Here is a 26,199-nt window from a genome sequence, read left to right on the forward strand (position 1 = left end):
TTTTGTAGTCCGAATTAGGCCTTTATTTGAAATGATAATTAAATGAGAATCATTCCAAATAAGACTATCATTTTTTATTTAAAGCAGGTATAATCATGGTAAAGATATAATTATATTTGAGAGGGGTGTATATTTATGAACTCTGACAAAATTAAATTGTACGGTACTTTGACGATTGGGGTAATTGCCGCTATTTTGGAATTTGGTCTCCACATGGCAGGCTATGCCCAGTTGATCATCAGTATTTTGGGTTCGTTGTTAGCTTTGATAATGTTTGTTGACATGATCAAGGTCTTGAAGTCTGGTAACTTTGGGGTCGATCTGTTAGCAATCACTGCGATTGTGGCGACGATTGCCTTGGGTCAATACTGGGCTGGTTGGATTGTCCTCTTGATGTTGACCGGTGGTGATACTCTGGAAGAATATGCTGCCAACAAGGCCAAAAGCGAGCTGAAATCATTGCTGGATAATACACCTTCCAATGCTCACTTGCTTGAAAATGGCAATATCAAAGATATTGATATTGATGAAGTAAAAATTGGTGATGAATTATTGATTCGTCCCAAAGAACAAGTTCCCGTTGACGGTACGGTAATTGAGGGTGCTTCAGAAGTTGATGAATCTTCACTGACAGGGGAATCTGTACCGGTTAACATCCAAGAAGGTTCAGCGGTCATGTCGGGATCGATCAACGGTGAAAATCCCTTTAAAATTCAAGCGGAAAAAGTTGCCGCTGACTCTGAATACCAAGCAATTGTGAAGTTGGTTAAGGAATCGGAAACTCATCCCGCCAGATTCGTTCGTTTAGCTGATCGCTATGCGGTGCCTTTTACTTTGGTGGCATACTTGATTGCCGGCTTGGCTTGGTATTTTTCCAAAGATCCAGTTAGAATTGCGCAAGTCTTAGTTGTTGCTTCACCTTGTCCTTTGATTTTGGCGGCTCCAATTGCCTTTGTTTCGGGGATGAGTCGCACTAGCCGCAACGGAATCATTGTCAAGTCAGGAACGGCTTTGGAAAAGTTGAACTCTGCCAAAACAGTGGCTTTTGATAAGACGGGGACCATTACGCGTGGAAAATTAGTCGTCGATGAATTTAAGACTGCTAACAATTTTGGTAAAGATACTGTTGCCAGTTACGCAGCTTCAATTGAACAAAATTCCAGTCATGTTATGGCAGAAGCTATCGTCGATTACGCTAAGAATCAACAACTTCCATTGCATAATGCTCAAGATTTAAAAGAGGTTACAGCAGCTGGTATCATAGGAACCATTGAAGGCCATGTTGTTAAAGTCGGCCAAGGTGAATTCGTGACCGATGAAACAGTGGAAGAAGTTAAGGGTTCTGGTGTCTATGTCTCAATCGATGGCCAATATGCTGGGGTTTATAGCTTGTTAGATCAAATTCGTCCTGAAGCGAAGTCCACAATTGAGAAGTTAAAGAATTTTGGTATTAAAAATATCTTGATGATTTCCGGGGACAAAAAAGAAGCCACCGAAATGGTCGCTTCAGAAGTCGGAATTACAAAAGCATATCCTTCAAGTTTGCCCGCAGATAAAGTTAAAATTATCAGCAATTTGGATCAAGCATATCATCCAACTATTATGGTTGGTGATGGGGTCAATGATGCACCAGCACTGGCTTTAGCCGATGTTGGGATTGCGATGGGATATAAAGGGGCCAATGCTGCTAGTGAATCAGCGGATGCCGTTATTTTACAAGATGATTTGAGTAAGGTCAGCACAGCAGTAAAAATTTCTCACGACACGATGAAAATTGCCCGTGAAGCCGTTTTAATTGGTATTTTTATCTGTACTGCCTTGATGGTGATCGCTGCCTTTGGCTTTATTCCAACGATTTTTGGTGCTCTGTCTCAAGAAGTAGTCGATACCGTCGCAATTCTTTATGCATTGAGAGCTCGTAGCGATCGTCTATAACCAACCATGAGTTTCAAGATTCATATCACGTTTTGGCAATTTGGAAACATAAGGATTGCCTTCAACAATAAAACGCATATTTTTAGAAGTCCAGGGTTCCTTATTTTTCACGCCGATTCGAGGTGTGGCTAAAATATTTTGGGGAGTCTGGACTTTTTTGTCGGAAAAAATAAAGTTATTTTCATTCAACATAGTTCCAGACAGCGACTTATCTTTGATTCCAAAAGCGGCCATCCATTTTGCAGGTCCATTGGTTGTTTCAAAACCAGTACGATTGCGGTTCAATTCCATTTGTTCAAGGCCCTCAAGTGGTTCCAAAGCCCGAATCAAGATTCCGTTAGGAGTACCAGCTTTTTGAATACTGATATCCATGTCAAGCCAGCTGTGAATCGAATAAATATAAATAGTTCCTCCGGCTTGATAGAGTGGGTCGTTAGCATCAGTATGACGACCATTGTAACTGTGAGCCGCCATATCGATTGGTCCCAAATAAGCTTCCGTTTCTACAATTAATCCCGAAAAAGTTCCTTGGGCTGAGCGATACGTAAAGGTATGACCTAACATATCTTGAGCTAAGTCCATTGTTTCAGCTGATTCAAAGTAATTTTGCACATTAAAAGTCTATTATCCTCCTATTTTTTGAAAAGATTCAAAAAAATTGAAAAAAAAGCTTGCTACACCTTTATTATTATTGTATTATATTTCTTGTGCTTGAGAGAGCGCAACAACAAATTAGTTATATGACTCCTTGGTCAAGTGGTTAAGACACCGCCCTTTCACGGCGGTAACATGGGTTCAAATCCCGTAGGAGTCATTTTGGAGGATTAGCTCAGCTGGGAGAGCATCTGCCTTACAAGCAGGAGGTCACAGGTTCGATCCCTGTATCCTCCATTCCAAAAACACTTTGATGATATCAAGATCAATTCTTGATATCATTTTTTTTTGCAATTAAAAAACGCTATTGAAAATTCCAATAACGTTTATTATTATATTATCAAAATTAGATTGCCAATGACACGGTAGAAGAGATTTGTTTGTGTAAAATGTTGATATTTTTTCAACAGACACATGCTGACAACGAACAAGATAATAATTAGCGTCGTCCATAGATTGATATAATTTAGCAAGAATAAGAGAAAACACAAAACTGAGATGGCCAATAATTCGCCATAATCCAATTTAGTTCCGTTAAAGTAATTGATCAGGACCGTTGCCAGATTGACTAGCAGCAAGGGAATGATGAAGTTGACCGAAATAAAATGCATGTAGTTGAAAGCCAAGGCGGTTGAGATGAAACTAGGAACAATAAAATCTTTAACTAATGAAACTAAATTTTGATAATTTTCAGGTAAGTAGCGTACTAGGTATAAGAAAACTAATTGCGTAAAAACCAGAATTATCACGAGCGGATTCAACGAATGTAAGGCTAAGATCGCTAATAATAGGTAGAGTACGCTATAAAGAATATGAAAATATCGGTTGGGATTTAAATTTAAGAGATACTCTTTGTATATTGCCACCATAGCTACCATGATAATTAGATAACCATTAATTGAATAATTGTGTAGGTCATGTATAAAAATAAAGATGAATGGGAAAATATGATAACTGATGAACTCAATGAAAGATAGTAATATCTTTTTTGATTTTAACTTATCCATAGGCACTCCTTTGACTCATAAAAATATATTAATGTAGAAAAAGATTAACGTCAAACCGATTTTTTTCATGAAAATACATTTAGTTTGTGTTAACCTATTAAGAGGTTCCTGATGGGATCCTTTTTTTGTTTAAAGGAGAAGCCCTGTAACCGAAAAGGTGGAAAGAAAATGTCAAAAAATTATTTATTTACTTCTGAATCAGTTTCAGAAGGACATCCAGATAAAGTTGCTGATCAAATAAGTGATGCAATTCTCGATGCTATTTTAGCAAAGGACAAAGATGCACGTGTTGCTTGCGAGACAACTGTTACAACTGGTTTAGTGCTAGTTGTTGGTGAAATTTCAACTTCTGCATATGTTGATATTCAAAGTGTTGTACGTAAAACAATTACCGATATTGGCTATGATGGTGAAAATCCTGGCTTTAATGGTAATAGCTGTGCCGTATTAGTTGCACTAGATGAACAATCTCCTGATATCGCCCAAGGTGTTGATGATGCCTTAGAAGATCGTGGTAACGATGATAAAGATCCTTTGGATCAAATCGGTGCCGGCGACCAAGGTTTTGTTTTCGGGTTTGCTACTAACGAAACAAAAGAGTTCATGCCATTGCCAATTTCATTAGCTCATAAGTTAATGAGAAAAACTGCTGAAGTCAGAAAAAACGGAACGATTCCATACTTAATGCCTGATGCAAAGTCACAAGTTACTATCGAATATGATGAAAACGATCATCCAGTTCGTGTTGATACAATTGTTTTAAGTACTCAACACAAAGCTGAGGCTAGTTTGGAACAAGTTCAAAAGGACATCAAACAATATGTGATCGACGAAGTTGTGCCTAAGAACATGCTCGATGACAAGACTAAGATTTTGATCAATCCTACGGGACGTTTTGTTATCGGTGGTCCAGAAGGCGATTCCGGATTAACTGGCCGTAAAGTCATCGTTGATACATACGGTGGATTTGCCCGTCACGGTGGCGGTGCCTTTTCAGGTAAAGATGCTACTAAAGTCGATCGTTCAGCAAGTTATGCTGCTAGATATATCGCTAAGAACCTTGTCGCTGCTGGAGTAGCGGCCAAAGTCGAGATTCAAATTGCCTATGCCATTGGTGTGGCAAGACCAGTTTCAATTCATGTGGATACATTTGGTACTAGTGACTTCTCCGAAGAACAAATTGAATCAGTTATCAATAAGTTCTTCGACTTACGTCCCCTAGGTATCATTAAAATGCTTGATCTACAAAGACCAATTTATAAGAAGACGGCCGCATATGGTCACTTCGGACGTACAGATATCGATTTACCATGGGAAAAACTTGATAAAGTAGATGATATTAAGAGTTTCTTGAAAATTTAATCGGTGATTACAGAGGCGTTCTTTAAAGTTTAACTTTAGGGAAGGTCTCTTTTTTTATGGAGGGAATTAATTAATGGCACGAAAAAATCAATCAAATGTGGTGATCGTAACGATTGCTGTATTTATCGCAACATTTATGACGGCAATTGAAGGAACGATTGTTTCGACCGCTATGCCGACTATTATCGGGAGTTTGCACGGAGTCAGCTTGATGAATTGGGTTTTCTCAATTTATTTATTGATGACTGCTGTAGCAACGCCAATTTACGGAAAGTTATCTGACGTTGTAGGCCGAAAACCAGTTTTATTGATTGGTTTAGTGATTTTCGTTATCGGTTCAACTTTGTGTGCGATGTCGAATTCAATGTTAACTTTGATTTTGGCTCGTGTGATTCAAGGTATCGGTTCAGGGGCAATCCAACCATTAACTTTTACGATCATTGCTGATATTTATCCGTTAGAGAAACGCGCTCGGGTTCTAGGTTTGAATGGTTCAGCTTGGGGAATCGCGGCAGTTATTGCACCGCTATTAGGTGGTTTTATCGTTGAAAAGTTGAGCTGGCATTGGGTCTTTTTGATCAATTTGCCAGTGGGTTTGATTACGATTGCTTTGATATGGATTTTCTTTAAAGAAGAGAAAACAGAACACGAAAAAATTAAGATCGATTATTTAGGAACAATCTTGTTGATTTTAGTTTTATTACCACTGATGTTAGCTTTACAAAGTCTTGGTACAAGCAGTTTGTTGCTTCCTTTGGGATTAGTGGCAGTTTCAATTATTTCCGTATTTATCTTTATCAAAGTTGAAAAACGGGTCCAGGATCCAATCTTGCCGCTCGAATTGTTCAATAATAAGACTTTCGTCATTCAGAATATCTTAGCGCTATTGGTCAGTGGTTTCTTAATTGGTTTTGAAGCTTATATTCCCACTTGGATGCAAGGAATTTTAGGCTTGAGTCCTTCGATGGGGGGATTTGCGGTCACACCTAGTTCGATCATTTGGATTTTTGGATCATTTTGGGCAGGAACGTTGATAAAAAAAATGGCACCCAACCGTGTCATTTACATTAGTTTATTCTTTTTAGCAATCGCTAATGGTTTATTGTTGGCCGCCGGTCCTACTACGCCATTTTGGTACTTCTGTTCACTAGCAGCTGTTGCCGGTTTAGGATTTGGTTTGACGATCACGACTACGACGGTAACTGCTCAGACAGTTGTTGATCCAGAAAACGTCGGTGTTGCTACTAGTTTTAATACTTTATTGCGTACAATTGGTCAATCAATGATGGTGTCAGTCTATGGAATTGTCCTAAATGCCGCTTTGGCTAAAGGTGCCGCCGAAAATAAGAATATTACCGTTGATATGATGAATAAATTGATCGATCCACAGACGGCTAATTCCTTGCCACATCAGCTTTTACCCAAAATGCGACAAATTCTTTTTTCTGGATTGCACAACATTTACCTTGTAACTTTAGTATTATTAGTATTGGGTTTAGTTCTTAATGCCTTTGAGTGGAAGAATAAAAAGGTTCTGGGATCTAAATAATAGTGTGTTGAAAGTTACTACAGTAGCTGCCAGAAGATATCCGCCGAGGACATCGCTAGGGTAGTGAACACCTAAGAAGATACGACTATACCCGATTAGGATGACTAACAAAATACATAATGTACTAATGATCAGTTTTGAACTCAACTTTTTGAAGATGAATAAGCTGATAATTAAAATAGAGATATAGAGGGCAAATGAGCTAGCAGAGTGACCGCTTGGAAAACTATATCCACCGGCCGAAACGTAATGGGTATGACTGGGACGAGGACGATCGACTAGAGTTTTGATCAAACTGTTCAAACTCGAGATGACAACTTTGTTGACAACGAGGAAGATTCCGGCATAATAATATCTTTTTATTATTAATAATAGAAAGAAAATTGCGGCGATGGCGATGGTTGGATAAGTATCTCCAAGATTGGTGAGTGGTCTAAAAAAGCTCAAGCTGAAATTGTTGTGATGATAAATTTGATTAATCAAAGTATTATCAAAATTTTTAATTAAATTTGTCTTTAAAACAACATTGAAGGTCCAAAATATAAAGATAATTAATAAAAGTGTATTTAAGATAGATAATTTTTGAATTTTTTTCATTATTATTTGTCTCACTATTGTTTAAGTTTTTATTAAGAAATATAATAAAGTATAAGGATCTTTAGGAGAGTTGATATCTATGATTATGACACGTCGTGAACGTAAAATCGAAGATAGTCGATTGACTAGATTAAATAATAAAAAACTAAAGAATGCAAACTTGCGCAAAAACTTAACTATTTTGGGTTCAAGTATGTTTGTGGGGGCTGTCGTTGCTGAAGTTGCAAATGTTTCTGTCGCAACACCTGTTAAAGCTGAGGCTTTGTCAGTTAACAATTTGTTGAATCAAAATGCTGCTGTGGTTACTACACCAGTTACTTCTAAAGGTGCGGGAGATCAACAATTTCTCGATTACATTGGCAATTCTGCCCGTAAATTAGCGGCAAATAACGACCTCTATGCTTCAGTTATGATTGCTCAAGCAATGGTCGAAAGTGGATGGGGTACTAGTGGCCTTGCTAGTTCACCTAATTACAATCTCTTTGGTATCAAAGGTGATTATAAAGGTGAATCAGTCAATATGGGTACTCAAGAGGATGATGGAACTGGCAATCTTTATTCTATCAACTCTAACTTCAGAAAATACCCATCATATAAAGAATCACTTGAAGACTATGTATCGTTGCTTCGTGGTGGAACTTCTGGCAATACCCAAATGTATGCTGGTGCTTGGAAGAGCAATACCAAGTCATATGAAGATGCTACGAAGTATTTGACAGGTCGTTATGCAACCGATACAACATACGGTGACAAGTTAAATAGTATGATTGAAAAGTACAACTTGACTCAATATGATACACCGCTTGATAAAGATCAAACATACACTGTTGCTCAAGGTGATACTTTGCAATCAATCGCCGATAAATTCAATATGACGACTGATACCTTAATGTCCTTGAATAACTTGAAGTCAAACAATTACATCTACCCAGGTAAAGTTTTGACGGTTACACAAATTATCGGTTCCAATGGTCAAGCCTTGTCCACAAGTAACTTGAGTACCGCTGAAAATACTAATGATACTAATAATGTTGGCGACGCATATGGCAGTCAACAAGCACCAGTCGTAGTTCAAGATGAACGAAACGGTGTCAAGAAGTATGTTCCATCGGAAGATTCTGATTCCGATTCATCATCAATTAATGTTCAAAATGATTACTCAGATAATAATTCCAGTGATTCAGGTGATAATACTAAGTCGGTAACAGTTCAAAGCGGCGATACGATCGATTCGATTGCTTCACAAGCAGGTACTACGGTTAGCAACATTCGCCAATTGAATAACTTGAATTCCGATTTATTGGTTGTCGGCCAAAGATTATTGGTATAGAATATAACAAAACGGAAGTAGTAGAATATGAAGCGACTTTTCAGAAAGCGTATGGTGATGTGAATACGCAAGTCCTCATTTTCGAACTCGTCCACGAATGCTAGTCGCTGAACTTTAAGTAAGTGACTACGTTTAATCCTCGTTAAGGATTTCAAGAGTCGTGCTATATTTTAGTACGGAACTTAGGTGGTAACGCGATAACTCGTCCTATGATTAATTATAATCATAGGACTTTTTTTGTAGGAGGAAGAATATGTACAATCACAATACGGTAGAAAAGAAATGGCAAAAGTATTGGAAGGAAAACGATACTTTTAAGACAACAACAGATCCAGACAAGAAGAACTTTTATGCTTTGGATATGTTCCCATACCCATCAGGTCAAGGTCTACACGTCGGACATCCTGAAGGCTATACAGCAACAGATATTATTGCTCGAATGAAGCGTGCTCAAGGTTATAATGTTTTGCATCCAATGGGTTTTGACGCTTTTGGGTTGCCTGCTGAACAATATGCTTTGAATACTGGTAATAATCCAGCTGACTTTACGGAAAAGAATATTCAAAACTTTAAACGTCAAATCAATTCACTTGGTTTCTCATATGATTGGAACCGTGAAGTTCGTACAACTGATCCAGAATTCTACAAGTGGACACAATGGATTTTTGAACAGATGTACAAAAAAGGCTTGGCTTATGAATCAGAAACTCTCGTTAACTGGTCACCTGATTTAGGTACCGTAGTAGCTAATGAAGAGATTATTGATGGTAAAACTGAACGTGGTGGCTTCCCAGTTGTTCGTAAACCAATGCGTCAATGGATGCTTAAGATTACAGCCTATGCTGACCGTTTGTTGGATGATTTAGATGATATTGACTGGCCTGAAAATATCAAAGAAATGCAAAGAAACTGGATCGGCCGTTCCGTTGGAGCTCAAATTACTTTCGATATTGCCGATAGCGATGATTCAGTTAATATCTTTACTACAAGACCAGATACGATCTTTGGTGTAGAATATATGACCTTGGCCCCAGAACATAAATTAGTTGATAAGATTACGACACCTGAACAAAAAGCCGCAGTTGAAGCTTACAAAGAAGAAGTTTCTCATAAGTCTGATTTGGACCGAACAGATTTGAATGATGAAAAGACGGGTGTCTTCACTGGTGCTTATGCGATCAATCCTGTTAATGGTAAAAAGATTCCGGTTTGGATCTCAGATTATGTCTTAGTCACATACGGAACTGGTGCCGTTATGGCCGTTCCAGCTCATGATGACCGTGATTTTGCCTTTGCCAAGAAGTTTAATTTACCAATGACTCAAGTTATTGAAGGTGACTTGGATAACGGAGCAATCACTGGTGATGGCAAGCACATCAATTCTGATTTCTTAGATGGATTGAACAAAGAAGATGCTATTCAACGAGCTGTCGAATACTTTGAAGATAAAGGTTTTGGTGAAAAGAAAGTTAATTATCGCTTGCGTGATTGGGTCTTCTCCCGTCAAAGATACTGGGGTGAACCAATTCCGGTTATTCATTGGGAAGATGGTACAACATCACTTGTTCCTGAAGATGAATTACCACTTAAATTACCAGCGGACTCAGATATTAAACCATCTGGTACTGGTGAAAGCCCATTAGCTAACTTGACCGATTGGGTCAATGTAGTTGATAAGAATGGCCGAAAAGGTCGCCGTGAAACTAATACCATGCCACAATGGGCTGGTTCATCATGGTACTACTTGAGATATATTGATCCACATAATGATAAAGAACTAGCTGACTACGACTTGTTGAAACAGTGGTTACCAGTTGATCTATATATCGGTGGTGCTGAGCATGCTGTTCTTCACTTGTTATACGCTAGATTCTGGCATAAAGTATTGTATGACTTGGGCGTAGTTCCAACTAAAGAACCTTTCCAAAAGCTATTTAATCAAGGAATGATCCTCGGTAAGGGTCATGAGAAGATGTCTAAGTCAAAAGGTAACGTTGTTAATCCTGATGACGTAGTTGAACAATATGGCGCTGATACTTTAAGAACTTATGAAATGTTCATGGGTCCTTTGGATGCATCAATTGCCTGGTCTGAAAACGGTTTGTCAGGTTCAGCTAAATTCTTGGATCGTGTTTGGAACTTGTTCATCAACGATGACGATTACAGTACACTCAAGGATGACTATCTAACAGATTCTAACGATGGTAAACTTGATAAAGTTTATAATGAAACAGTTAAGAAAGTTACCGAAGATTACGATGCTTTGCATTTCAATACTGCCATTTCACAGATGATGGTCTTCGTTAATGAAGCTCACAAAGTCGATACAATGCCAAAGGCATACGCCGAAGGATTAGTTCAATTGTTGGCTCCAATTGCTCCACATATGATGGAAGAATTATGGAGTAAGTTTGGTCATACTGAATCAATTTCTTATGCCCAATGGCCTACATATGACGAAAAGAAATTGGTTTCTGACACCGTAGAAATTATTCTGCAAGTTAATGGTAAATTGAGAAATAAAGTCGAAGTTGCTAATGGTACACCTAAAGATGAATTAGAGAAATTAGCTCTTAATGATGAGAAAGTTCAAAAATTCATTGCTGATAAAAATGTTGTTAAAGTGATTGTAATTCCTAATAAGATCGTCAACATTGTTGTTAAATAATGAGAAAATAAAAAAAGGATTTCGGGAATTTCCGAAGTCCTTTTTTGATGGTCGAATGGCATCAAGCGTTGCCTATTTTGTAGAGTGTGTATAACTACTGATAATATATATTATTTTGAGGGAATTTCAATTCTTGAATAATTGCAAAAAGTGCCTATTAGGTGAGTGTATTAATAGAATTGTTGATCCATCCGACAGAAATATTTTAGCATGATTTGTTTTTAAAGACGCTTTACAATTTATGCAATCTGTCAAGTTAGCATAATGTTTTGGAAAATATATTGCTTTTTATTGAAATAAAGTGTAATTTAAAATTTTTAGGAAGATAACTTTGCTATAATTAAATGGATAGTTTTTAAGGTGGTGCAAGATTTGGGCGTAAACAATAGCCATGATAATGAAGAAGAAGTGTTGCCAGTCTTAGACCCAGAGGTTTCATCGAAAGATACCATGTTAAAAGGGTCAGCTTGGATGACAGCCGGTAGCATTTTTTCTCGAATTTTAGGTGCAATCTATATCATTCCTTGGATGGCATGGATGGGATCGTATTATCCAGCAGCTAATGCATTATTTGCGAAAGGGTATAATATTTACAGTTTGTTTCTGATTGTTTCAACAGCCGGAATTCCTGGCGCAATTTCGAAACAAATTTCACATTATAATGCACTGGATCAATATGCAACAGGTAATAAATTATTTAAACACGGTCTACGGATCATGACTTTCATGGGTGTGATCTTTGCCGCAATCATGTACTTTGGCGCACCGGTTTTAGCAACGATTTTTACTGATGGTGATCCACGAAGTATTCCAGTTATTAAGTCATTAGCGATTGCTGTTTTGATTATTCCTATTCTGAGTATCTTAAGAGGTTACCTGCAAGGATATTCTGATATGGCACCTTCTGCCATTTCTCAATTTATTGAACAGATTGCCCGTGTGATTTATATGCTTTTGGCAACTTATATCATTATGGTGGTTAATAAGGGCAGTTATATTAATGCCGTGGTCCAATCAACTTTTGCTGCCTTTATTGGAGCGGCTGTAGCGATTGGAATTTTGATCTTAGCCTTACTAAGACGATTACCAAAACTACGACAATTATCACAGAATGGTCAACCAGCAGCTGATGTGAATGAAAATAATTTCACCCGTGAAATTTTTCAACAAGCTTTGCCATTCATCATTCTCGATGCAGGGATTACTTTTTTCAATCTATTCGATCAATCAACCTTTAATCAATTCATGAGGATGTTTGTCAACGCTACAGGGGCACAGTTGGATAACTACTACTCTTTATTTGGTTTTCAAGCAAATAAATTGATTATGATTATCGTATCCTTATCGACTGCTATGGCTGTTACAGCCGTCCCAATTTTATCTGGCTTATATTCTAAAGGTAATAAGGAAAAAATTGAGGGTCAAATTTCCAATACGATTGAATTGTTCTTCTTCGTTATGATTCCTGCTTCATTAGGGATGTACGCCGTTGCACAACCGCTTTGGACGACTTTTTATCGTTATGATTCTTTAGGGGTCTTGATGTTACAATTCTCAGCAATTATCTCCATATTGCTAGGATTGTTCACGGTTTTGTCAGCCGTTTTGCAGGCGTTATATCGTAACAGACTAGCTATCAAATACTTTGTTTATGGCTTCCTGGCGAAAGTCGTTGCTCAATTGCCAATGATTTGGCTATTTCATGAATTTGGACCATTAGTAGCGACAAGTATTGGTATGGGTGTCGTTTGCTGGCTAATGGTACGCAAGTTGCACCAAATTTATCCGTTTGATACTGGCCGTCTCTCACGCCGCATCAGTGGCATTATATTGTTCTCGTTGATCATGTTTGTTTCAGTAATATTAGTCAATTGGATCGTCTTTCGTTTCGTTGGTAACTCCGATAGAATCATTTCGGTTGTAGTTCTAATACTAGAAGCCGGCTTGGGTGGTGTGATTTACGGTTACCTAGTTTTGAAGACATCATTAGCTGATAAGATTTTAGGACCACGAGTTGCCAGAATCAGAAGAATTTTTAATATTAAATAGGCTGAATGATATATTTAAAAATTAATAATAAATAATCCCAGTGAAGTTAACCAGGTAAGATGGTTGATTCACTGGGATTTTTAATTGGCAGAATATAGTGGTTAAGTTTGTTCAACGTTCAAGTAAACTGTATTTTTGCATATATTTAGGTAACTTCTCGATAATTGTTGAAGGTAAAACAACGTAGTGCTTTTCAGCTAAAGAATCACCAATCGTACTGTGGATCAAAAGGGCAGCTTGAATAGTTGCTAAAGAGTAACCAAATTGAGCAATGAATCCGGAGATGATTCCGGTCAGGGTGTCACCCATACCTCCAGTTGCCATACCGGGATTGCCAGCGGTGATGTTGAAGGACATATCTTGATAATAAATTTCGGAATGATGTTTTTTGAGAACTAAAACAGCTTGCGGATTAATTTTTTGCAAACTTTCAAAGTTGTTCAATTCAACTTGTTCAGGAATAGGTAGCTGGGAAAGTCGTCTCCATTCGCCTTGATGGGGAGTTAAAATTACGTGGGCAGAAGTTTTTAAGGGGAGCTTTTCTTCGGCAATGATTGTTAAGGCTGAAGCGTCGATAATAAGTGTTTGGCTTGATGTCGCCTGATCTAAAGTTAATTTAACTAAGTCAATCGCTAGTTTACTAGTACCTAGGCCTGGGCCAATGGCGATAACATCATTATTTTCGATGGCACTCAATAATTCATTCTGGTGGTGATAATCAATAGTCATCGCTTCGGGGATAGTCGTGTTCAGGGCTAAAAATTTTTCTGGAGTAGTGGCAACTGTTACCAAACCTGCACCGGAATGAATAGCAGCACTGCTTGCCAGAATGGCTGCACCCCCAAAGTGAATTGATCCTGCAATGACTAATACTTTTCCATAGGTTCCCTTGTATGATTCTGGTGCTCGAGGACTAATTACCTGATTTAGAATACTTTTACTAATTTTTTCCATTACAAGTTCCTCCATTTGTAGTATTATTTTAATTGTAGTCTAATTGGTTCAACAATTATACTACTATGCCGTTGTGGCGGAATTGGCAGACGCGCAGCGTTCAGGTCGCTGTTCGGGTTTCCGAGTGCGGGTTCGACTCCCGCCAACGGCATCAGCAATCGAGAATAGTCTTAAATAAAAAACAATCAAGATGTTGTGATTTCAACGTTTTGATTGTTTTTTTGTCAAAAAATCAATGACGAAAGAGCTTCGGTGACAGTTTGGGCATTGAGGGCCTGATTATTACTTTTGATGATAGCTTTAATTTTCTTTTCAGTTTCTTCTTCACGTAACTTTTTTAAATATTGAAATCCTTCGGCTGTCAATCCGTTAAGAGTGATGAGAGTAACGTATTTCATAGGATTGACTTGACCAGATATCAACCCGGCCTCGATCATATTGATAACAGATTCTTGCATGTCTTGAATCAAAAAGAGATTGGGTTCATCACTAGCAATAAAATTCTTTACGCTTTGATATTTTCGAGAATCATCTAGCAATGCTTGGAAGTCTTGCGGATTATCTTGAGATATAATTTCGAGAATCATTTTATAAATAGCTAACTTGTCCATTTTTTCACAGCCTTTCACAGTCAATTATAATTGAATTTACCGGTTTTGAGAGATGAAAATAGGTGAAGAATAATTTGAGTTAGACAATTTGTCTAAAATTAATTATTAAAAAATTTGCATAATCCACCGGAAATCAACCATAATTAGAGATAGAATTCTATTTTTAGGAGATTTGGGAATATGATAAAAGAATTTAAGGACTTTATTAGTCGCGGCAATGTAATGGACTTGGCCGTTGGTGTCATTATGGGGGCTGCTTTCACGGCAATCGTGCAATCTTTGGTAAAGAATTTGATCAATCCCTTGATCGGTTTATTCTTAGGGAAAATCGATCTCAGTAACCTTGCTTTTAAAGTTGGTGATGCTACCTTTAAATATGGCTCATTCATTGAATCGATCATCAACTTCCTGATTATTGCGATAGTGGTCTTCTTGTTAGTTAAAGTTATGAACAAGATTATTAATAGTCGTGATGCTAAGGCGGCAGAAGACGCAGAAGAAGAGGCAAGTAAGGAAGAAGAGATGGTCATGTATTTGAAGAAAATCTCTGATTCTTTAGACCAGCAAAAGTTGGACAAGTAGTTTTAATTATTTTGAAGTGTTCAATCTAAATAAGGACAAAAACCAAGCAAGGTTTTTGTCCTTATTTGTATTAAAAGAAAAAGATCAGTAAATACGTTCAAAAACTTCACATAGACAAGGGATATTTTCATCAAATTCTTGACCATAATCGTGATATTCCTGTCTGAAAAATTCCTCATGAACTTGACGCCAATACTCTAAAGTACGGGGACCTTCGCCCTCGTGATAAGCGTGTTCAGCACTAACTTGGTTAAAAGGGACTACTTCCGTTACGACCGTTTTGGTAATACAAACTGGATTTTCATTCCCGTCCAAAATGATATTATAGTCGCCAACTGTGGGCATATATTCAGTTGGTTCGTATAAGGCATATGACGAAGTTGTGGCGGTCTTGATATTGTCTTTGACTAGTTGAGCTAGTAAGTCTGGTTCGGCTCCAAAGATTGTAATGTCGCCCAGAGGGTAGTCCAGTGGGTTCTTATCTTTGAGAAAATCAAACCAATATTTCTTTATTTGCGCTTTATTCAATTGATTTTCCCCCCTTTACTGGCGTTTAATTGGTAATTCGACTACAAATTCACTGCCATGAGGCAAGTTATCTCGAACAAAAATGTGTCCGTGATGAAGATCAGTGATTTGTTTGGCAATGGCTAAGCCTAGTCCATGACCGCCGCTATTAGTGTTTCGCGATTTGTCGACTCGATAGAAGCGACCAAAAATCTTTTTCTTGTCAGCATCGTCGATACCGACTCCAGTATCTGAAATGATGAATTGGTATTTTGAACCCTCGATTTGGTCATAAATCTTAATCGTGCCATTTTTGGGTGTATATTTGGTGGCATTATCTAAGAGAATAATCAATAGCTGCTTTATCTTATCTCGGTCAAGATAAAGCGTTGGCTGATGAGATAGGTTGATCTGAAAGACTTTTGATTGCGAGTTGATGATGTCTTTAAAAGGCTCGATTGGATCTTTCAAAAAGAAATCGGGAGTGGTTAATTCAAAATCATACTTTGTCGTTGCAGAATCTGACCGTGCTAAAACTAACAAATTATTAGTTAAAGAATTTAAACGATTTACTTCATCCAAGGAAACAGATATTGCTTCGGCCTCGTCAAGGATGGTCTTAGTAGGCTTAGTCAACATGTATTCCAGCTTACCTTGAATGATCGTCAAAGGTGTCCGTAATTCGTGGGCCGCATCGTTGACAAATTCGGTCTGTTGCTTCCAGGACTTGACGATTGGCAACATATTGATCCGAGCTAGGAAATAAGATATTACTAAAGCAATGACCCAGAAGATGAAGAAGGTCATAATTAAAATTTCCTCGAAGTTCTTGATGGCTTGAATCTGTGTATCGACATTTTGCATGATCAACACGTAGTGTCCAGCGTACATTGGATTATTATTCTTTTTAGAAACTTTGATCAAAATCGACCGGAAGTTCATATTGTTAACGACGAGAGTTTCTTTATCATTAATATGTGATTTACGTAATTTAATATTTTTTAGCACTGAATAGCGACTACCTAAGCTTGATTTATTCAGTAGTTTGCCATTATTATCAAAAACCAGAATCGAGGTCTGAAAGGGGGCTTTGGGATCTGGTTTTTTTTGATTTAAGGGATGATTTAGATCATGAGGATCAGGAGTATTTTTCTTTGAAAGGTTGGGTTGCTTTTGGATGGCAATGACTTGATTACGAATATCTTTATCAATACTCCGATAAGTAGATGATTGGAAAAGGTTAAAGATAATGATTCCCAAAGTTAAGAATAGGATCGCAAAAGAAGCCATGATTGAAAGGAAAAGTTTGAATTGTTGCCGACGAGTAATTTTAGTTTGTCTAGTTTTCGGTTTCATCTTGGAAAATATACCCAACGTTTCTAATAGTTTTGATCAAATTGTCATTTGCTGAAGGGCGGAGTTTTTTACGAAGATTACTCATATAAACTTCAACTACAGTGATGGAAGTATCAGAATCAAACCCCCAGATCCTTTCAAAAATTTGGTCTTTAGTCAGGATAGTATTTTTATTTTGCAACAAATAAACTAATAAATCATATTCCTTACCATTCAAAGCGATTTGTTTGCCATCAACTGTGGTCTCGTGACTATTTAAATTAACTTCTAGATTGCTGATCCTTAGAACGGAATCATCTGCGAGGACGCCACTTCTTTTCAGCAAAGCCTTCACACGTGCTTGTAGCTCCTCACGGTGGAATGGCTTCGTTAAATAATCATCGGCTCCTAAGTCAAAACCATGCAGCTTGTCGTCGATTTCTGCTTTGGCCGTCAAAATTAGGACCGGGGTATTGATTTTATCTTGACGTATATTTTTTAAGACATCATAGCCGTTCATCTCAGGCAACATAATATCTAAGATGATCAAATCATAAACATCTTCCGTCGCTGCAAATTTGCCACTCAAGCCATCGTTTTCGATATCTACTTCTGAAAAATCAGATAAGAAAGAGGCAATATTATTCGCAAGGTTTTCATCATCTTCAACTACTAAAATTCTAATATTATTTGACATAATGGACTCCTTTAATTTCTCTAGTCATAATTATAAAGCAAAATTTTCGATTTAAGCTGATTTTAAGTTAGTTTGTCTAATCTGGTTTTTGTTGTTAAGAAAGGAACTTGAGTAGATGAAAAATAAATCACAAATGAAATCGATTATTGTTTCGATTTTATGCTATTCGGTCATTTGTTTTTTAATAAATATATTTTTTTAGAGATTGGAGAAGATGAATGATGGAATCAAAGAAATCAAGTCGCGTTCAAAAAAATGAGAATAGACATTTTTTCGATAAATTAAGAACTATTAAATATGATTATTGGTTAATCGCTATTTTAATTTTGGCTGCATTCTTGTATGCCTGGAATATTTGGGAAGCGGGTGAGGCCAATAACTTCTATACGGCAGCAATCGTCAGTATGACTAAGAGTTTTAAGAACTTTTGGTATGCCAGTTTTGATCCTGCTGGTTTTATTACGGTTGATAAGCCACCAGTAGCACTTTGGTTTATGACTATCAGTGCTAAGATTTTCGGGGTACATGGTTGGAGCGTTGTCCTACCATCGATCCTGTTTGGAATTGGATCAGTTTATTTGATCTATAACTTAGTATCAAAACCATTCGGAAAAATCCCTGCCCGGATTGCAGCCTTAGTAATGACTTTGACACCTATCGTGGTGGCAGATTCACGAACAAATAATATGGATGCAACCTTAGTATTTTTCCTATTGTTATCAGTTTGGTTCGTCCAAAAAGCCGTTTTAAATCGTCAACAAAGATATTTATGGATCGGTTTTGCCTTAATGGGCGTTTCATTTAATGTCAAAATGTTACAAGCTTTTATGATTTTACCAGCCCTTTATCTCTACTATTGGTTGGCAGCTAAAGTTAATTGGAAAAAGAAATTGGCTCATTTGTCGATTGCAACTATTTTTCTAGCTATCTTTACCTTAATTTGGCCATTGTCAGTTGATCTGACTAATTCTTCAAACCGTCCTTATGAGGGTGGTTCAGAAACTAACTCAGCTCTTGAATTAGCCTTTGGTTATAACGGGACTGAACGTCTGCTCGGTCAAACTACTGGTACAGGTGGAGCTTTCCCCGGTATGGGCAGCAGCTCTTCTAAAAAGAGCAGTAAGTCAATGACACCACCGAGTGGATCTAAATCATCAAAGAATGCCCCAACGCCACCAAGTGGTTCTAAGTCATCAAAGAATGCTCCAACACCACCAAGTGGTTCGAAAAAGAAGTCAAGTACGGGTAATCCACCATCTAAGCCAACTGGCTCAACTAAAGGTGGTGCACCATCAATGACTGGATCTAAAAACGGTCAACCTGGTGGACAAGCCGCTGGAGCAGGCGGTGGTGGCGGTGCCTTCAATATTGGTACGGCTGGTCCATTTAGATTATTGCAAAAAGAACTTGGTCCGCAAATTAGTTGGTTGATGTTACTCGCTGTTTTTGGAGTAATTTCTAGTTATATCTATTATCAAGATCCCAAGAAGAAGTGGTACAGTCTTAATTTCCAAAGAAGGAACCTTTGGCTATGGATGGGATGGTTAGTTCCTGTAGCAGGATTTTTCTCCGTAGCAAGTTTCTTCCATCCTTATTACACCATCATGTTAGCTCCAGCTATGGCAGCCTTAGCAGGTGTAGGAATCTTTACAATTATCAAGCAATGGCGTGAGAAATCTATCTGGTCGATGTTTCTGCCGGTTGCGATTTTATCAACGGGTTGCTTGCAAGCTTGGTATTTAAACGATTATTATCCAACCTTGTCATGGATTCTCTTAATTGCGGGAATCATCATCTCAATTCCACTGTTTGTATTGCCATGGATCGCAATTCGCTTGAAAAATAAACGAATTTGGCCGATTGTTGCATTGATTATTATGATGTTAGCACCAACTTGGTGGTCATTGACTCCAACTTTAGCTGGTTCTAGTGACGGTATTCCAAGTGCTGGACCATCGCTGTTATCTGGCGGCAGTGGCAGTGGCGGTATGGGTAATTCTCAAGTCGATACAACCTTGTTGAAGTATCTTGAAAAGCATCAAGGATCAGCAGAATACTTATTTGCAACAGATGACTCTAGTACCGCTGCACCATATATCATTAAAACTGGTAAAGCTGTTATGGCCATGGGTGGATTTAATGGTACCGATAACGCGATTACTTTAAAACAATTCAAGAAGTTAGTTAAGGAAGGCAAGCTGAAGTATTACTATTCTGGTGGTAAGACAGGTGGTAACAATAGTAAAATTGTTTCTTGGATCAAGAAGCATGCAAAAAAAGTTAAACTTTCAACTAGTTCCACACCAACTAATAATTCTAGTTCAGTTACGGTTTCAACTAAAAATGAATCTACTACTGTTCCAACACAGCCATCAAGTGCAGCTGGAAATGCCCCTGGTTCACAGTCAGGTAATCCACCAACTAAACCTAGCGGCACTAAGCCTAGTGGCACTAAAGCTCCAAGTGGCGCTGCTCCAAGCGGGGCTACCGGAAATACGAAGACGCCACCAACTGGGTCTAAGAAAAAGCTAACTAAAGCTCAACTCAAGAAGATGAAGAAGAATGCAAAATCAGCTTCATCAGCAATGGGTGGTATGGGTGGACCTGGTCAATCAGGAACCCTTTACGATTTATCAAGTATTTACAAATAGTCAACGAAAGGAAAATAATTATGAAAAATCAATTGATTTCTATCGTCTTGCCAGTCTTTAATGAAGAAGCTGGAATTCAAGCAACGATCGATACGTTATTAAATTATGTTGAACAGCAAGAGGAACAGTATGAATTGATCTTCGTTGATGACGGTTCGAAAGATAAATCAGTATCAATCATCAAACATGCACTTAAGTTGCATAATAATATTAAATTGGTAGAGTTCTCACGAAATTTCGGCCATCAATTAGCGATTACTGCTGGCCTAGAATACACCAAAGGTGATGCTGTGGTCGTCATGGATGCTGATTTACAAGATCCGCCTGAAGTCATTCCTCAAATGATTGAAAAATGGCACGAGGGCTATGAGATCGTCTATGGGAAGAGGATGCAACGTGACGGTGAGACTTTCTTCAAAAAATTCACCGCTAAAATGTTTTATCGAACTTTCCAAAAATTGGCCACAATTGATATGCCGCTCGATACCGGTGACTTTCGTCTAATGGATCGCAAAGCTGTCCAGCAATTATTGAAACTGCACGAAAAAGACCCCTTTGTCAGAGGTCAGGTAACTTGGATCGGTTTCAAACAGACAAGCGTTAAGTATCATCGTCAAGAGAGAATTGCTGGTGAGACCAAATATCCACTCTCTAAGATGGTTAAATTAGCGATTGATGGGATCACATCATTTTCAATGAAGCCTTTACAATTTGTCAATGTCTTCTCAATCTTGCCTTTAGTGAGCGGAGTCTTTTCTTTAGGATATATGATTATTAATGGTAACTATAGCCTTGCCGGAGTAGGAGTGACGATATTACTCTTTACTCTAGGACTCTTGATGTTATCGTTGGGTATTTTGGGAAGTTACCTCGGCCGAGTCTTAGATCAAGTCAACGATCGACCTCGCTATATCGTAAGTAAAACCGAGGGTTTTGAAAAACGTAATCAAGGCATTCACCATTTCTCAGCACGTCAAGTCAATAATTAAATATTAGAAAAAATCTTTTTTACCTTAAAAGTTTTCATACTTTTTAATTAGGTTGTAATGTGTTAAAGTAATGTTAAATTTGATAGTTACAGATCGTTGTTTGATGGACAACTGATTCTTATCAAATTGAACATGAACTATCCCATTCATAAAAAAAAGCTGACGAACACCCAGTCGTCAGCTTCTTTTTTTATTTTTTTTTAATAAACATCGCCATTGTAAATTGAATTTTTAACGATTACGTAATCTACCTTACGTAATGAATTGACATCGCGGCCACCAGCGTAGGAGATCGATGATTGTAAGTCTTGTTTCATTTCTGCCAAAGTATCCATAATTTCACCTTTATATGGAACTAGCATTCTTTTACCTTCGACATTTTTGTATTCGCCTTTTTGATATTGTGAGGCTGAACCAAAATATGCTTTGTACTTTTGACCATCTTTTTCGATGATCTTACCAGGAGATTCCTTGTGACCAGCTAAAAGTGAACCAATCATCACCATGTCGGCACCAAAGCGGATCGATTTAGCAATATCACCGTCATTTCTAACACCACCATCAGCGATGATAGGTTTGCTGGCGGCTTTTGCGCAAAGTCTGACAGCAGCTAATTGCCAACCACCAGTACCAAAACCAGTTTTTAATTTGGTGATACAAACTTTTCCAGGACCGATCCCAACTTTGGTAGCATCGGCTCCAGCATTTTCTAGTTCACGGACTCCCTCAGGTGTACCAACATTTCCAGCAATTAAGAATGAATCGGGTAATTTCTCTTTGATGTACTTGATCATGTTAATAACTCGGTCGCTGTGACCATGGGCAACGTCGATCGTAATATAATCAGGTGTTAAATGTTTCTCAACTAAAGTATCGATAAAATCAAATTCGGCTGCTTTAATTCCGACACTGATGGAAGTATATAAACCACGTTGGTTCATATCTTCAATAAAGCCAACACGTTTTTCCGGCTCAAAACGGTGCATCACATAGAAATAATCGTTTTCGGCTAGTTTTACAGCTAACTTTTCATCAATGATCGTCTGCATATTGGCAGGTACGACTGGAATTTTAAAAGTCCTTGGCCCAAATTTGATGCTAGTATCGCATTCAGAACGGCTATCAACGATACATTTATTCGGTATTAGTTGGATATCTTCATAATCGAAAACTTGCATTTACTATTCACTCCATTAATTACGAACAATTATTATTTTAATATTAAGTTTCGTTCGTATCTATAATTTACCTAGAAATTGTTCAGAAGTCAAACAAAACTTTCTAATAAAAAAGTAAAATGTGATAAAATTTTCATATATAATAAATTCATTATTCAATAATGGAATTTTTTGAAAATGTATATGAAAAGTAATTGACAGTAATAAGTCAAATTGGTATTATCTTCATATTATTAATAGAACGGTATATTAATAACGTTTATTAGTGACTCACCAAAAATCGGTATATCCAATAGGAGTGGTTAAAAGTGCAACATTATACTGCAGAAGACATTACAAAAATGGTAAATGATGAAAACGTTGAATTTATTTGTTTGATGTTTACTGATATCAACGGAATCATCAAGAACGTTGAAGTTCCAGTTTCACAACTAGATAAGGTTCTAGCTAATAAGATTACTTTTGACGGTTCATCAATCGATGGCTTCACGCGAATTGAAGAAAGTGATATGTTATTACATCCCGACTTATCAACTTGGTTGATTTTCCCTTGGGGAGAAGAACACGGCAAGGTTGCTCGTTTGATTTGTGACATTTATAAGACTGATGGCACACCATTTGAAGGCGATCCTCGAGTAAATCTTCAAAGAATCCTTAAGAAGATGGAAAAAATGGGTTATACCAACTTTAACATCGGACCAGAACCAGAATTTTTCTTATTCAATACCGATGAACATGGTAATCCAACTTTACATTTGAACGATGATGGTAGCTATTTCGACTTTTCACCAGTTGATTTAGGTGTCAACGTTCGTAAAGATATCGTCTTAGGATTAGAAAAGATGGGCTTTGAAGTTGAAGCGAGTCATCATGAAGTTTCACCAGGTCAACAAGAAATTGACTTCAAGTATGAAGACGCTTTGTCAGCCGCTGATAGTATTGAGACTTTCAAACTAGTTGTTAAGACGATTGCTAAACAACATGGCCTCTATGCAACCTTTATGCCAAAACCTATGCAAGGTATCAATGGTTCTGGGATGCACATCAATATGTCACTCTTTGAAGGCGATAAGAATATCTTTGATGATGAAAATGACATGTTGTCAGATACAGCTAAGAAATTCTTGAGTGGAATTTTGAAGCATGCTCGTGCCTTAACCGCAGTAAATAATTCAACCGTTAACTCATATAAACGTTTAGTACCTGGCTTTGAAGCTCCTACTTACATTGCTTGGTCAAGTAAAAACCGTTCACCATTAGTACGTGTACCTGCTGCTAGTGGAAAATCAAAACGCATCGAATTAAGAAGTGTTGATCCAGCAACTAATCCATATCTTGCTATCGCATGTATTTTGGATGCTGGCTTAGATGGAATCAACAACGATTATGATTTGATGCCAGAAGTTAAAGACAACATCTATGAAATGTCAGAAGAAAAACGTCGTGAAAAAGGCATTACTGACTTACCATCCACTTTACACAACGCTTTAAAGGCTCTTAGAAAAGATGAATATGTCCAACAATCACTTGGTGAAGGCTTAACCAATAGTTTCTTCATTGCTAAGAATGCCGAGTGGGCTAGATATCAACAAACCGTTTCGCAATGGGAACGTGATACATACATGTCACAATTTTAATTTGTGATATAAATTAAATTACGAAAAGTAAATAATCCCAGTGGATTAACCAGAAATGGCTAACCCACTGGGATTTTTATGCGACAAGTATTAAATCGGTTTAGATGCTTGTTACAGTATTTAGCGATAATAACGGGTATAATTAAAATGATATTTTTATGAAAAGAGGATTGCGATATGGCTTATTCAATCGGGCAGGTCGCTGAACGGACAGGCTTATCCAGCTACACCTTGCGATATTACGATAAAGAAGGTTTGATGCCATTTGTTCATCGTGGAGTTGGCGGTCGCCGGGAGTTTACAGAAAATGACCTTGATTTTGTTGATTTGATTGCTTGTTTGAAAGAAACAGGGATGTCCTTAAAAGAAATCAAAGAGTTTGTCAATATGTCGCTTGAAGGCGATTCTACCTTAGAAGCGCGTTTAGAGATGTTTAAAAAGCAACGTGCTGAAGTATTGAGACAAATCGAACAGTCACAGAGATACCTTGAGAAACTGGATCACAAAGTTAGGTATTTTGAAGCTGCTCAAAAAAAGAGTTTTGAATCTTCCCAAAATGACTATTGTGAGGTTTTAAATGAAACTTCAAAAATTAATCAATCCGTTGATAACTAAATAATTGTATTCAGGCTTTTCTCTGGAAATTGTTTTTTTTTCATGGTAATATTTGGCGTAATCAAAAATACTGATTACTGCTTTCCCCCCAGAGAGCACGAAGGACCCAGTCAAATGACTGAGCCCTTTTTTTATTCTCGAGTAATACTTAAAACTGCGGTTGTTTTCAAAGAATTCTTGCTATCTTTGCCTATGGTGATCCAATCAGCTGCGCTGATCAAACCTTCCAACTTATTCTCTTCGTCTTCTTCAGTGATCTTGCCATCTTCAAATCCACCCTTGAAGATACAATCGAGATAGTAGTGATCAGCGTTGCTAGCCATCATTGAGGATTGATATTTCCAAGCAATGATATAAGTTTCTTCAGTAATGTGGATACTGCGACCATTTATTAAATTAATATTCAAAGCCATAGAACCGCCTCCTTGACTTGATTATATCAAAAAAACTTCAGTATAAATTTATATATTGAAATAATATTCCATAATCAATAAAAACAGGTGAAATGGTTCAAAAAATTTAAAAAAATTGAAATGATACATATTAAAAACAAGACAATTGTATTAAAGTAGAAATTGAGAATTGGGTTTCAATTATGGGTAAAGGTCGACTATTGCATGCAAAAAAAATTTAATGTTTCACTAATTTTTTTGTTGATGTTTTTTTTGGTAAGCTGTGCTGATTCAAAAGTTGAGACAATTGTTCCTAAGTCGCAAAGTAATTTTTCATTAGTGACGAAATATGGTGATTATCAATCACAGGAACAAGAGTTATCAACTTTTATTGAGCAAAAAATGTTGACCAAGAAAGGTATTTACACTAATTATAAAAAACAAACATATCGAAAAGATGAAGCACGGGGCCATGAGTTATTATCTGAATCATCAGGCTTTTGGCTCGAATATTTGGTGACCACGCATCAGTATAAAAAGTTTCGACAATTTTATGCGGCTACGAAAACCACCTTTGATCAGGGTTCACAGTTCAGTTATCGTTATGTGACCGCTACAAAAAAACAATTCAACGTTAATGCTACCTTGGATGATTTGCGAATTATTCGTGCATTACAAATGTACACTGAAGCCACTGGCAATCGTTCATATAAAAAGGAAGCTGCCACAAGATTTGCTAAACTGCAAAAAAACACCATGAGCCGGGGAAAAATTGCCAGCTTTTATGATGTGAAGGCACATCAAGCCAGTGCAGAAAGTGCGTTATCTTATTATGACTTTTCAACTTTAAAATACTTTGAAATGACTTCGAAGAAAAACCAAAAGATGTATGCGCAACAA

The 26,199-nt window shown here is 37.4% G+C and carries 21 protein-coding genes, 3 tRNA genes, 1 pseudogene, 1 riboswitch and 1 other annotated feature; of the genes and pseudogenes, 15 read left to right on the forward strand and 10 right to left on the reverse strand.

The genetic code is table 11. From position 1 onward, the window contains the following. Positions 1 to 135: 135 nt before the first annotated feature. The gene (locus tag ACYT32_RS11165; RefSeq protein ID WP_395266324.1) at positions 136 to 1,935 is read left to right on the forward strand and encodes a heavy metal translocating P-type ATPase; all 1,800 of its coding nucleotides are present in this window, start codon (positions 136 to 138) and stop codon (positions 1,933 to 1,935) included. Here ACYT32_RS11165 and ACYT32_RS11170 read toward each other — a convergent pair. Next, on the reverse strand, positions 1,930 to 2,547 hold the full coding sequence (locus ACYT32_RS11170; protein ID WP_395266323.1) for a DNA-3-methyladenine glycosylase: 618 nt from the start codon (positions 2,545 to 2,547) through the stop codon (positions 1,930 to 1,932). The two genes, ACYT32_RS11165 and ACYT32_RS11170, sit on opposite strands and share 6 nt — an antisense overlap. A gap of 130 nt (positions 2,548 to 2,677) precedes the next feature. Between ACYT32_RS11170 and ACYT32_RS11175 the strand changes: the two genes are divergently transcribed. Together ACYT32_RS11175 and ACYT32_RS11180 are read left to right on the forward strand one after the other, a co-directional pair. After that, positions 2,678 to 2,749 (forward strand) — tRNA-Glu (locus ACYT32_RS11175). A 4-nt stretch (positions 2,750 to 2,753) separates the two neighbouring features. Next, positions 2,754 to 2,826 (forward strand) — tRNA-Val (locus ACYT32_RS11180). A 95-nt stretch (positions 2,827 to 2,921) separates the two neighbouring features. On the opposite strand, the gene ACYT32_RS11185 is transcribed toward ACYT32_RS11180, so the two are convergent. After that, positions 2,922 to 3,596: a hypothetical protein gene (locus ACYT32_RS11185; protein WP_395266322.1), complete on the reverse strand. Its 675-nt coding sequence runs from the start codon at positions 3,594 to 3,596 to the stop codon at positions 2,922 to 2,924. 92 nt (positions 3,597 to 3,688) lie between these two features. Next, positions 3,689 to 3,767: riboswitch (SMK box riboswitch) on the forward strand. Between ACYT32_RS11185 and metK the strand changes: the two genes are divergently transcribed. Together metK and ACYT32_RS11195 are read left to right on the forward strand one after the other, a co-directional pair. Next, positions 3,765 to 4,958 carry a methionine adenosyltransferase gene (gene metK / locus ACYT32_RS11190; protein WP_395266321.1) on the forward strand — a complete coding sequence of 398 codons (1,194 nt, stop codon included), beginning with the start codon at positions 3,765 to 3,767 and terminating at the stop codon, positions 4,956 to 4,958. (Overlaps the previous riboswitch by 3 nt.) Before the next feature lie 73 nt (positions 4,959 to 5,031). Next, positions 5,032 to 6,507: an MDR family MFS transporter gene (locus tag ACYT32_RS11195; RefSeq protein WP_395266320.1), complete on the forward strand. Its 1,476-nt coding sequence runs from the start codon at positions 5,032 to 5,034 to the stop codon at positions 6,505 to 6,507. Here ACYT32_RS11195 and ACYT32_RS11200 read toward each other — a convergent pair. Beyond that, positions 6,454 to 7,104, reverse strand: a complete 651-nt coding sequence (locus ACYT32_RS11200; protein ID WP_395266319.1) for a phosphatase PAP2 family protein — start codon at positions 7,102 to 7,104, stop codon at positions 6,454 to 6,456. The two genes, ACYT32_RS11195 and ACYT32_RS11200, sit on opposite strands and share 54 nt — an antisense overlap. 79 nt (positions 7,105 to 7,183) lie before the next feature. Here ACYT32_RS11200 and ACYT32_RS11205 point away from each other — a divergent pair, with 79 nt between their 5' ends. The 3 genes from ACYT32_RS11205 (at position 7,184) to ACYT32_RS11215 (ending at position 13,151) form a co-directional block, all read left to right on the forward strand. Beyond that, the gene (locus ACYT32_RS11205) at positions 7,184 to 8,434 is read left to right on the forward strand and encodes a glucosaminidase domain-containing protein (protein WP_395266318.1); all 1,251 of its coding nucleotides are present in this window, start codon (positions 7,184 to 7,186) and stop codon (positions 8,432 to 8,434) included. Next, positions 8,432 to 8,647, forward strand: a binding site (T-box leader). Its footprint overlaps the gene before it by 3 nt. 40 nt (positions 8,648 to 8,687) lie before the next feature. Continuing rightward, on the forward strand, positions 8,688 to 11,102 hold the full coding sequence (leuS, locus tag ACYT32_RS11210; RefSeq protein ID WP_395266317.1) for a leucine--tRNA ligase: 2,415 nt from the start codon (positions 8,688 to 8,690) through the stop codon (positions 11,100 to 11,102). Between the two features lie 450 nt (positions 11,103 to 11,552). Beyond that, positions 11,553 to 13,151, forward strand: a complete 1,599-nt coding sequence (locus ACYT32_RS11215; protein ID WP_395266337.1) for a putative polysaccharide biosynthesis protein — start codon at positions 11,553 to 11,555, stop codon at positions 13,149 to 13,151. Between the two features lie 111 nt (positions 13,152 to 13,262). Here the strand turns inward: ACYT32_RS11215 and ACYT32_RS11220 are convergent, their stop codons facing one another. Beyond that, a complete protein-coding gene (locus ACYT32_RS11220; RefSeq protein WP_395266316.1) occupies positions 13,263 to 14,105 on the reverse strand; it encodes an NAD(P)H-hydrate dehydratase in 843 nt (280 codons plus the stop codon). 67 nt (positions 14,106 to 14,172) lie between these two features. Between ACYT32_RS11220 and ACYT32_RS11225 the strand changes: the two genes are divergently transcribed. Further along, a tRNA-Leu gene (locus ACYT32_RS11225) sits at positions 14,173 to 14,256 on the forward strand. Positions 14,257 to 14,329: 73 nt separating this feature from the next. Here the strand turns inward: ACYT32_RS11225 and ACYT32_RS11230 are convergent. Further along, the gene (locus tag ACYT32_RS11230; protein ID WP_395266315.1) at positions 14,330 to 14,716 is read right to left on the reverse strand and encodes a hypothetical protein; all 387 of its coding nucleotides are present in this window, start codon (positions 14,714 to 14,716) and stop codon (positions 14,330 to 14,332) included. A 180-nt stretch (positions 14,717 to 14,896) separates the two neighbouring features. On the opposite strand from ACYT32_RS11230, the gene mscL reads away from it, so the two are divergent. After that, the gene (gene mscL, locus ACYT32_RS11235) at positions 14,897 to 15,298 is read left to right on the forward strand and encodes a large-conductance mechanosensitive channel protein MscL (RefSeq protein ID WP_395266313.1); all 402 of its coding nucleotides are present in this window, start codon (positions 14,897 to 14,899) and stop codon (positions 15,296 to 15,298) included. A gap of 84 nt (positions 15,299 to 15,382) precedes the next feature. Here the strand turns inward: mscL and ACYT32_RS11240 are convergent, their stop codons facing one another. Genes ACYT32_RS11240 through ACYT32_RS11250 form a run of 3 tightly spaced genes read right to left on the reverse strand, consistent with a single transcriptional unit; the run spans position 15,383 to position 17,837 of the window. Further along, positions 15,383 to 15,826 carry an ASCH domain-containing protein gene (locus tag ACYT32_RS11240; protein ID WP_395266312.1) on the reverse strand — a complete coding sequence of 148 codons (444 nt, stop codon included), beginning with the start codon at positions 15,824 to 15,826 and terminating at the stop codon, positions 15,383 to 15,385. 15 nt (positions 15,827 to 15,841) lie between these two features. Then, the gene (locus ACYT32_RS11245) at positions 15,842 to 17,161 is read right to left on the reverse strand and encodes a sensor histidine kinase (protein WP_395266311.1); all 1,320 of its coding nucleotides are present in this window, start codon (positions 17,159 to 17,161) and stop codon (positions 15,842 to 15,844) included. Beyond that, complete coding sequence (locus ACYT32_RS11250) at positions 17,145 to 17,837, reverse strand: response regulator transcription factor (RefSeq protein WP_395266310.1); 693 nt, start codon at positions 17,835 to 17,837, stop codon at positions 17,145 to 17,147. The genes ACYT32_RS11245 and ACYT32_RS11250 overlap by 17 nt, the downstream gene beginning before the upstream one ends. A 221-nt stretch (positions 17,838 to 18,058) precedes the next feature. Between ACYT32_RS11250 and ACYT32_RS11255 the strand changes: the two genes are divergently transcribed. Further along, positions 18,059 to 20,488, forward strand: a complete 2,430-nt coding sequence (locus ACYT32_RS11255) for an ArnT family glycosyltransferase (protein ID WP_461793445.1) — start codon at positions 18,059 to 18,061, stop codon at positions 20,486 to 20,488. Between the two features lie 20 nt (positions 20,489 to 20,508). After that, a complete protein-coding gene (locus ACYT32_RS11260) occupies positions 20,509 to 21,477 on the forward strand; it encodes a glycosyltransferase family 2 protein (protein ID WP_395266308.1) in 969 nt (322 codons plus the stop codon). A 200-nt stretch (positions 21,478 to 21,677) separates the two neighbouring features. Here the strand turns inward: ACYT32_RS11260 and guaC are convergent, their stop codons facing one another. Next, entirely contained in the window at positions 21,678 to 22,655 is a 978-nt protein-coding gene (gene guaC, locus ACYT32_RS11265; protein WP_395266307.1) for a GMP reductase, read from the reverse strand. A gap of 308 nt (positions 22,656 to 22,963) precedes the next feature. On the opposite strand from guaC, the gene glnA reads away from it, so the two are divergent. Beyond that, positions 22,964 to 24,292: a type I glutamate--ammonia ligase gene (gene glnA, locus ACYT32_RS11270; RefSeq protein WP_395266306.1), complete on the forward strand. Its 1,329-nt coding sequence runs from the start codon at positions 22,964 to 22,966 to the stop codon at positions 24,290 to 24,292. Between the two features lie 177 nt (positions 24,293 to 24,469). Beyond that, complete coding sequence (locus tag ACYT32_RS11275) at positions 24,470 to 24,907, forward strand: MerR family transcriptional regulator (protein WP_395266305.1); 438 nt, start codon at positions 24,470 to 24,472, stop codon at positions 24,905 to 24,907. 131 nt (positions 24,908 to 25,038) lie between these two features. Here the strand turns inward: ACYT32_RS11275 and ACYT32_RS11280 are convergent, their stop codons facing one another. Then, positions 25,039 to 25,320, reverse strand: coding sequence for a hypothetical protein (locus ACYT32_RS11280; RefSeq protein WP_395266304.1), 282 nt, complete (start codon positions 25,318 to 25,320; stop codon positions 25,039 to 25,041). A gap of 204 nt (positions 25,321 to 25,524) precedes the next feature. Between ACYT32_RS11280 and ACYT32_RS11285 the strand changes: the two are divergent. Then, positions 25,525 to 26,199: pseudogene (locus ACYT32_RS11285) on the forward strand (hypothetical protein); the annotation flags it as partial.

Source organism: Companilactobacillus sp. FL22-3 (assembly GCF_054881455.1).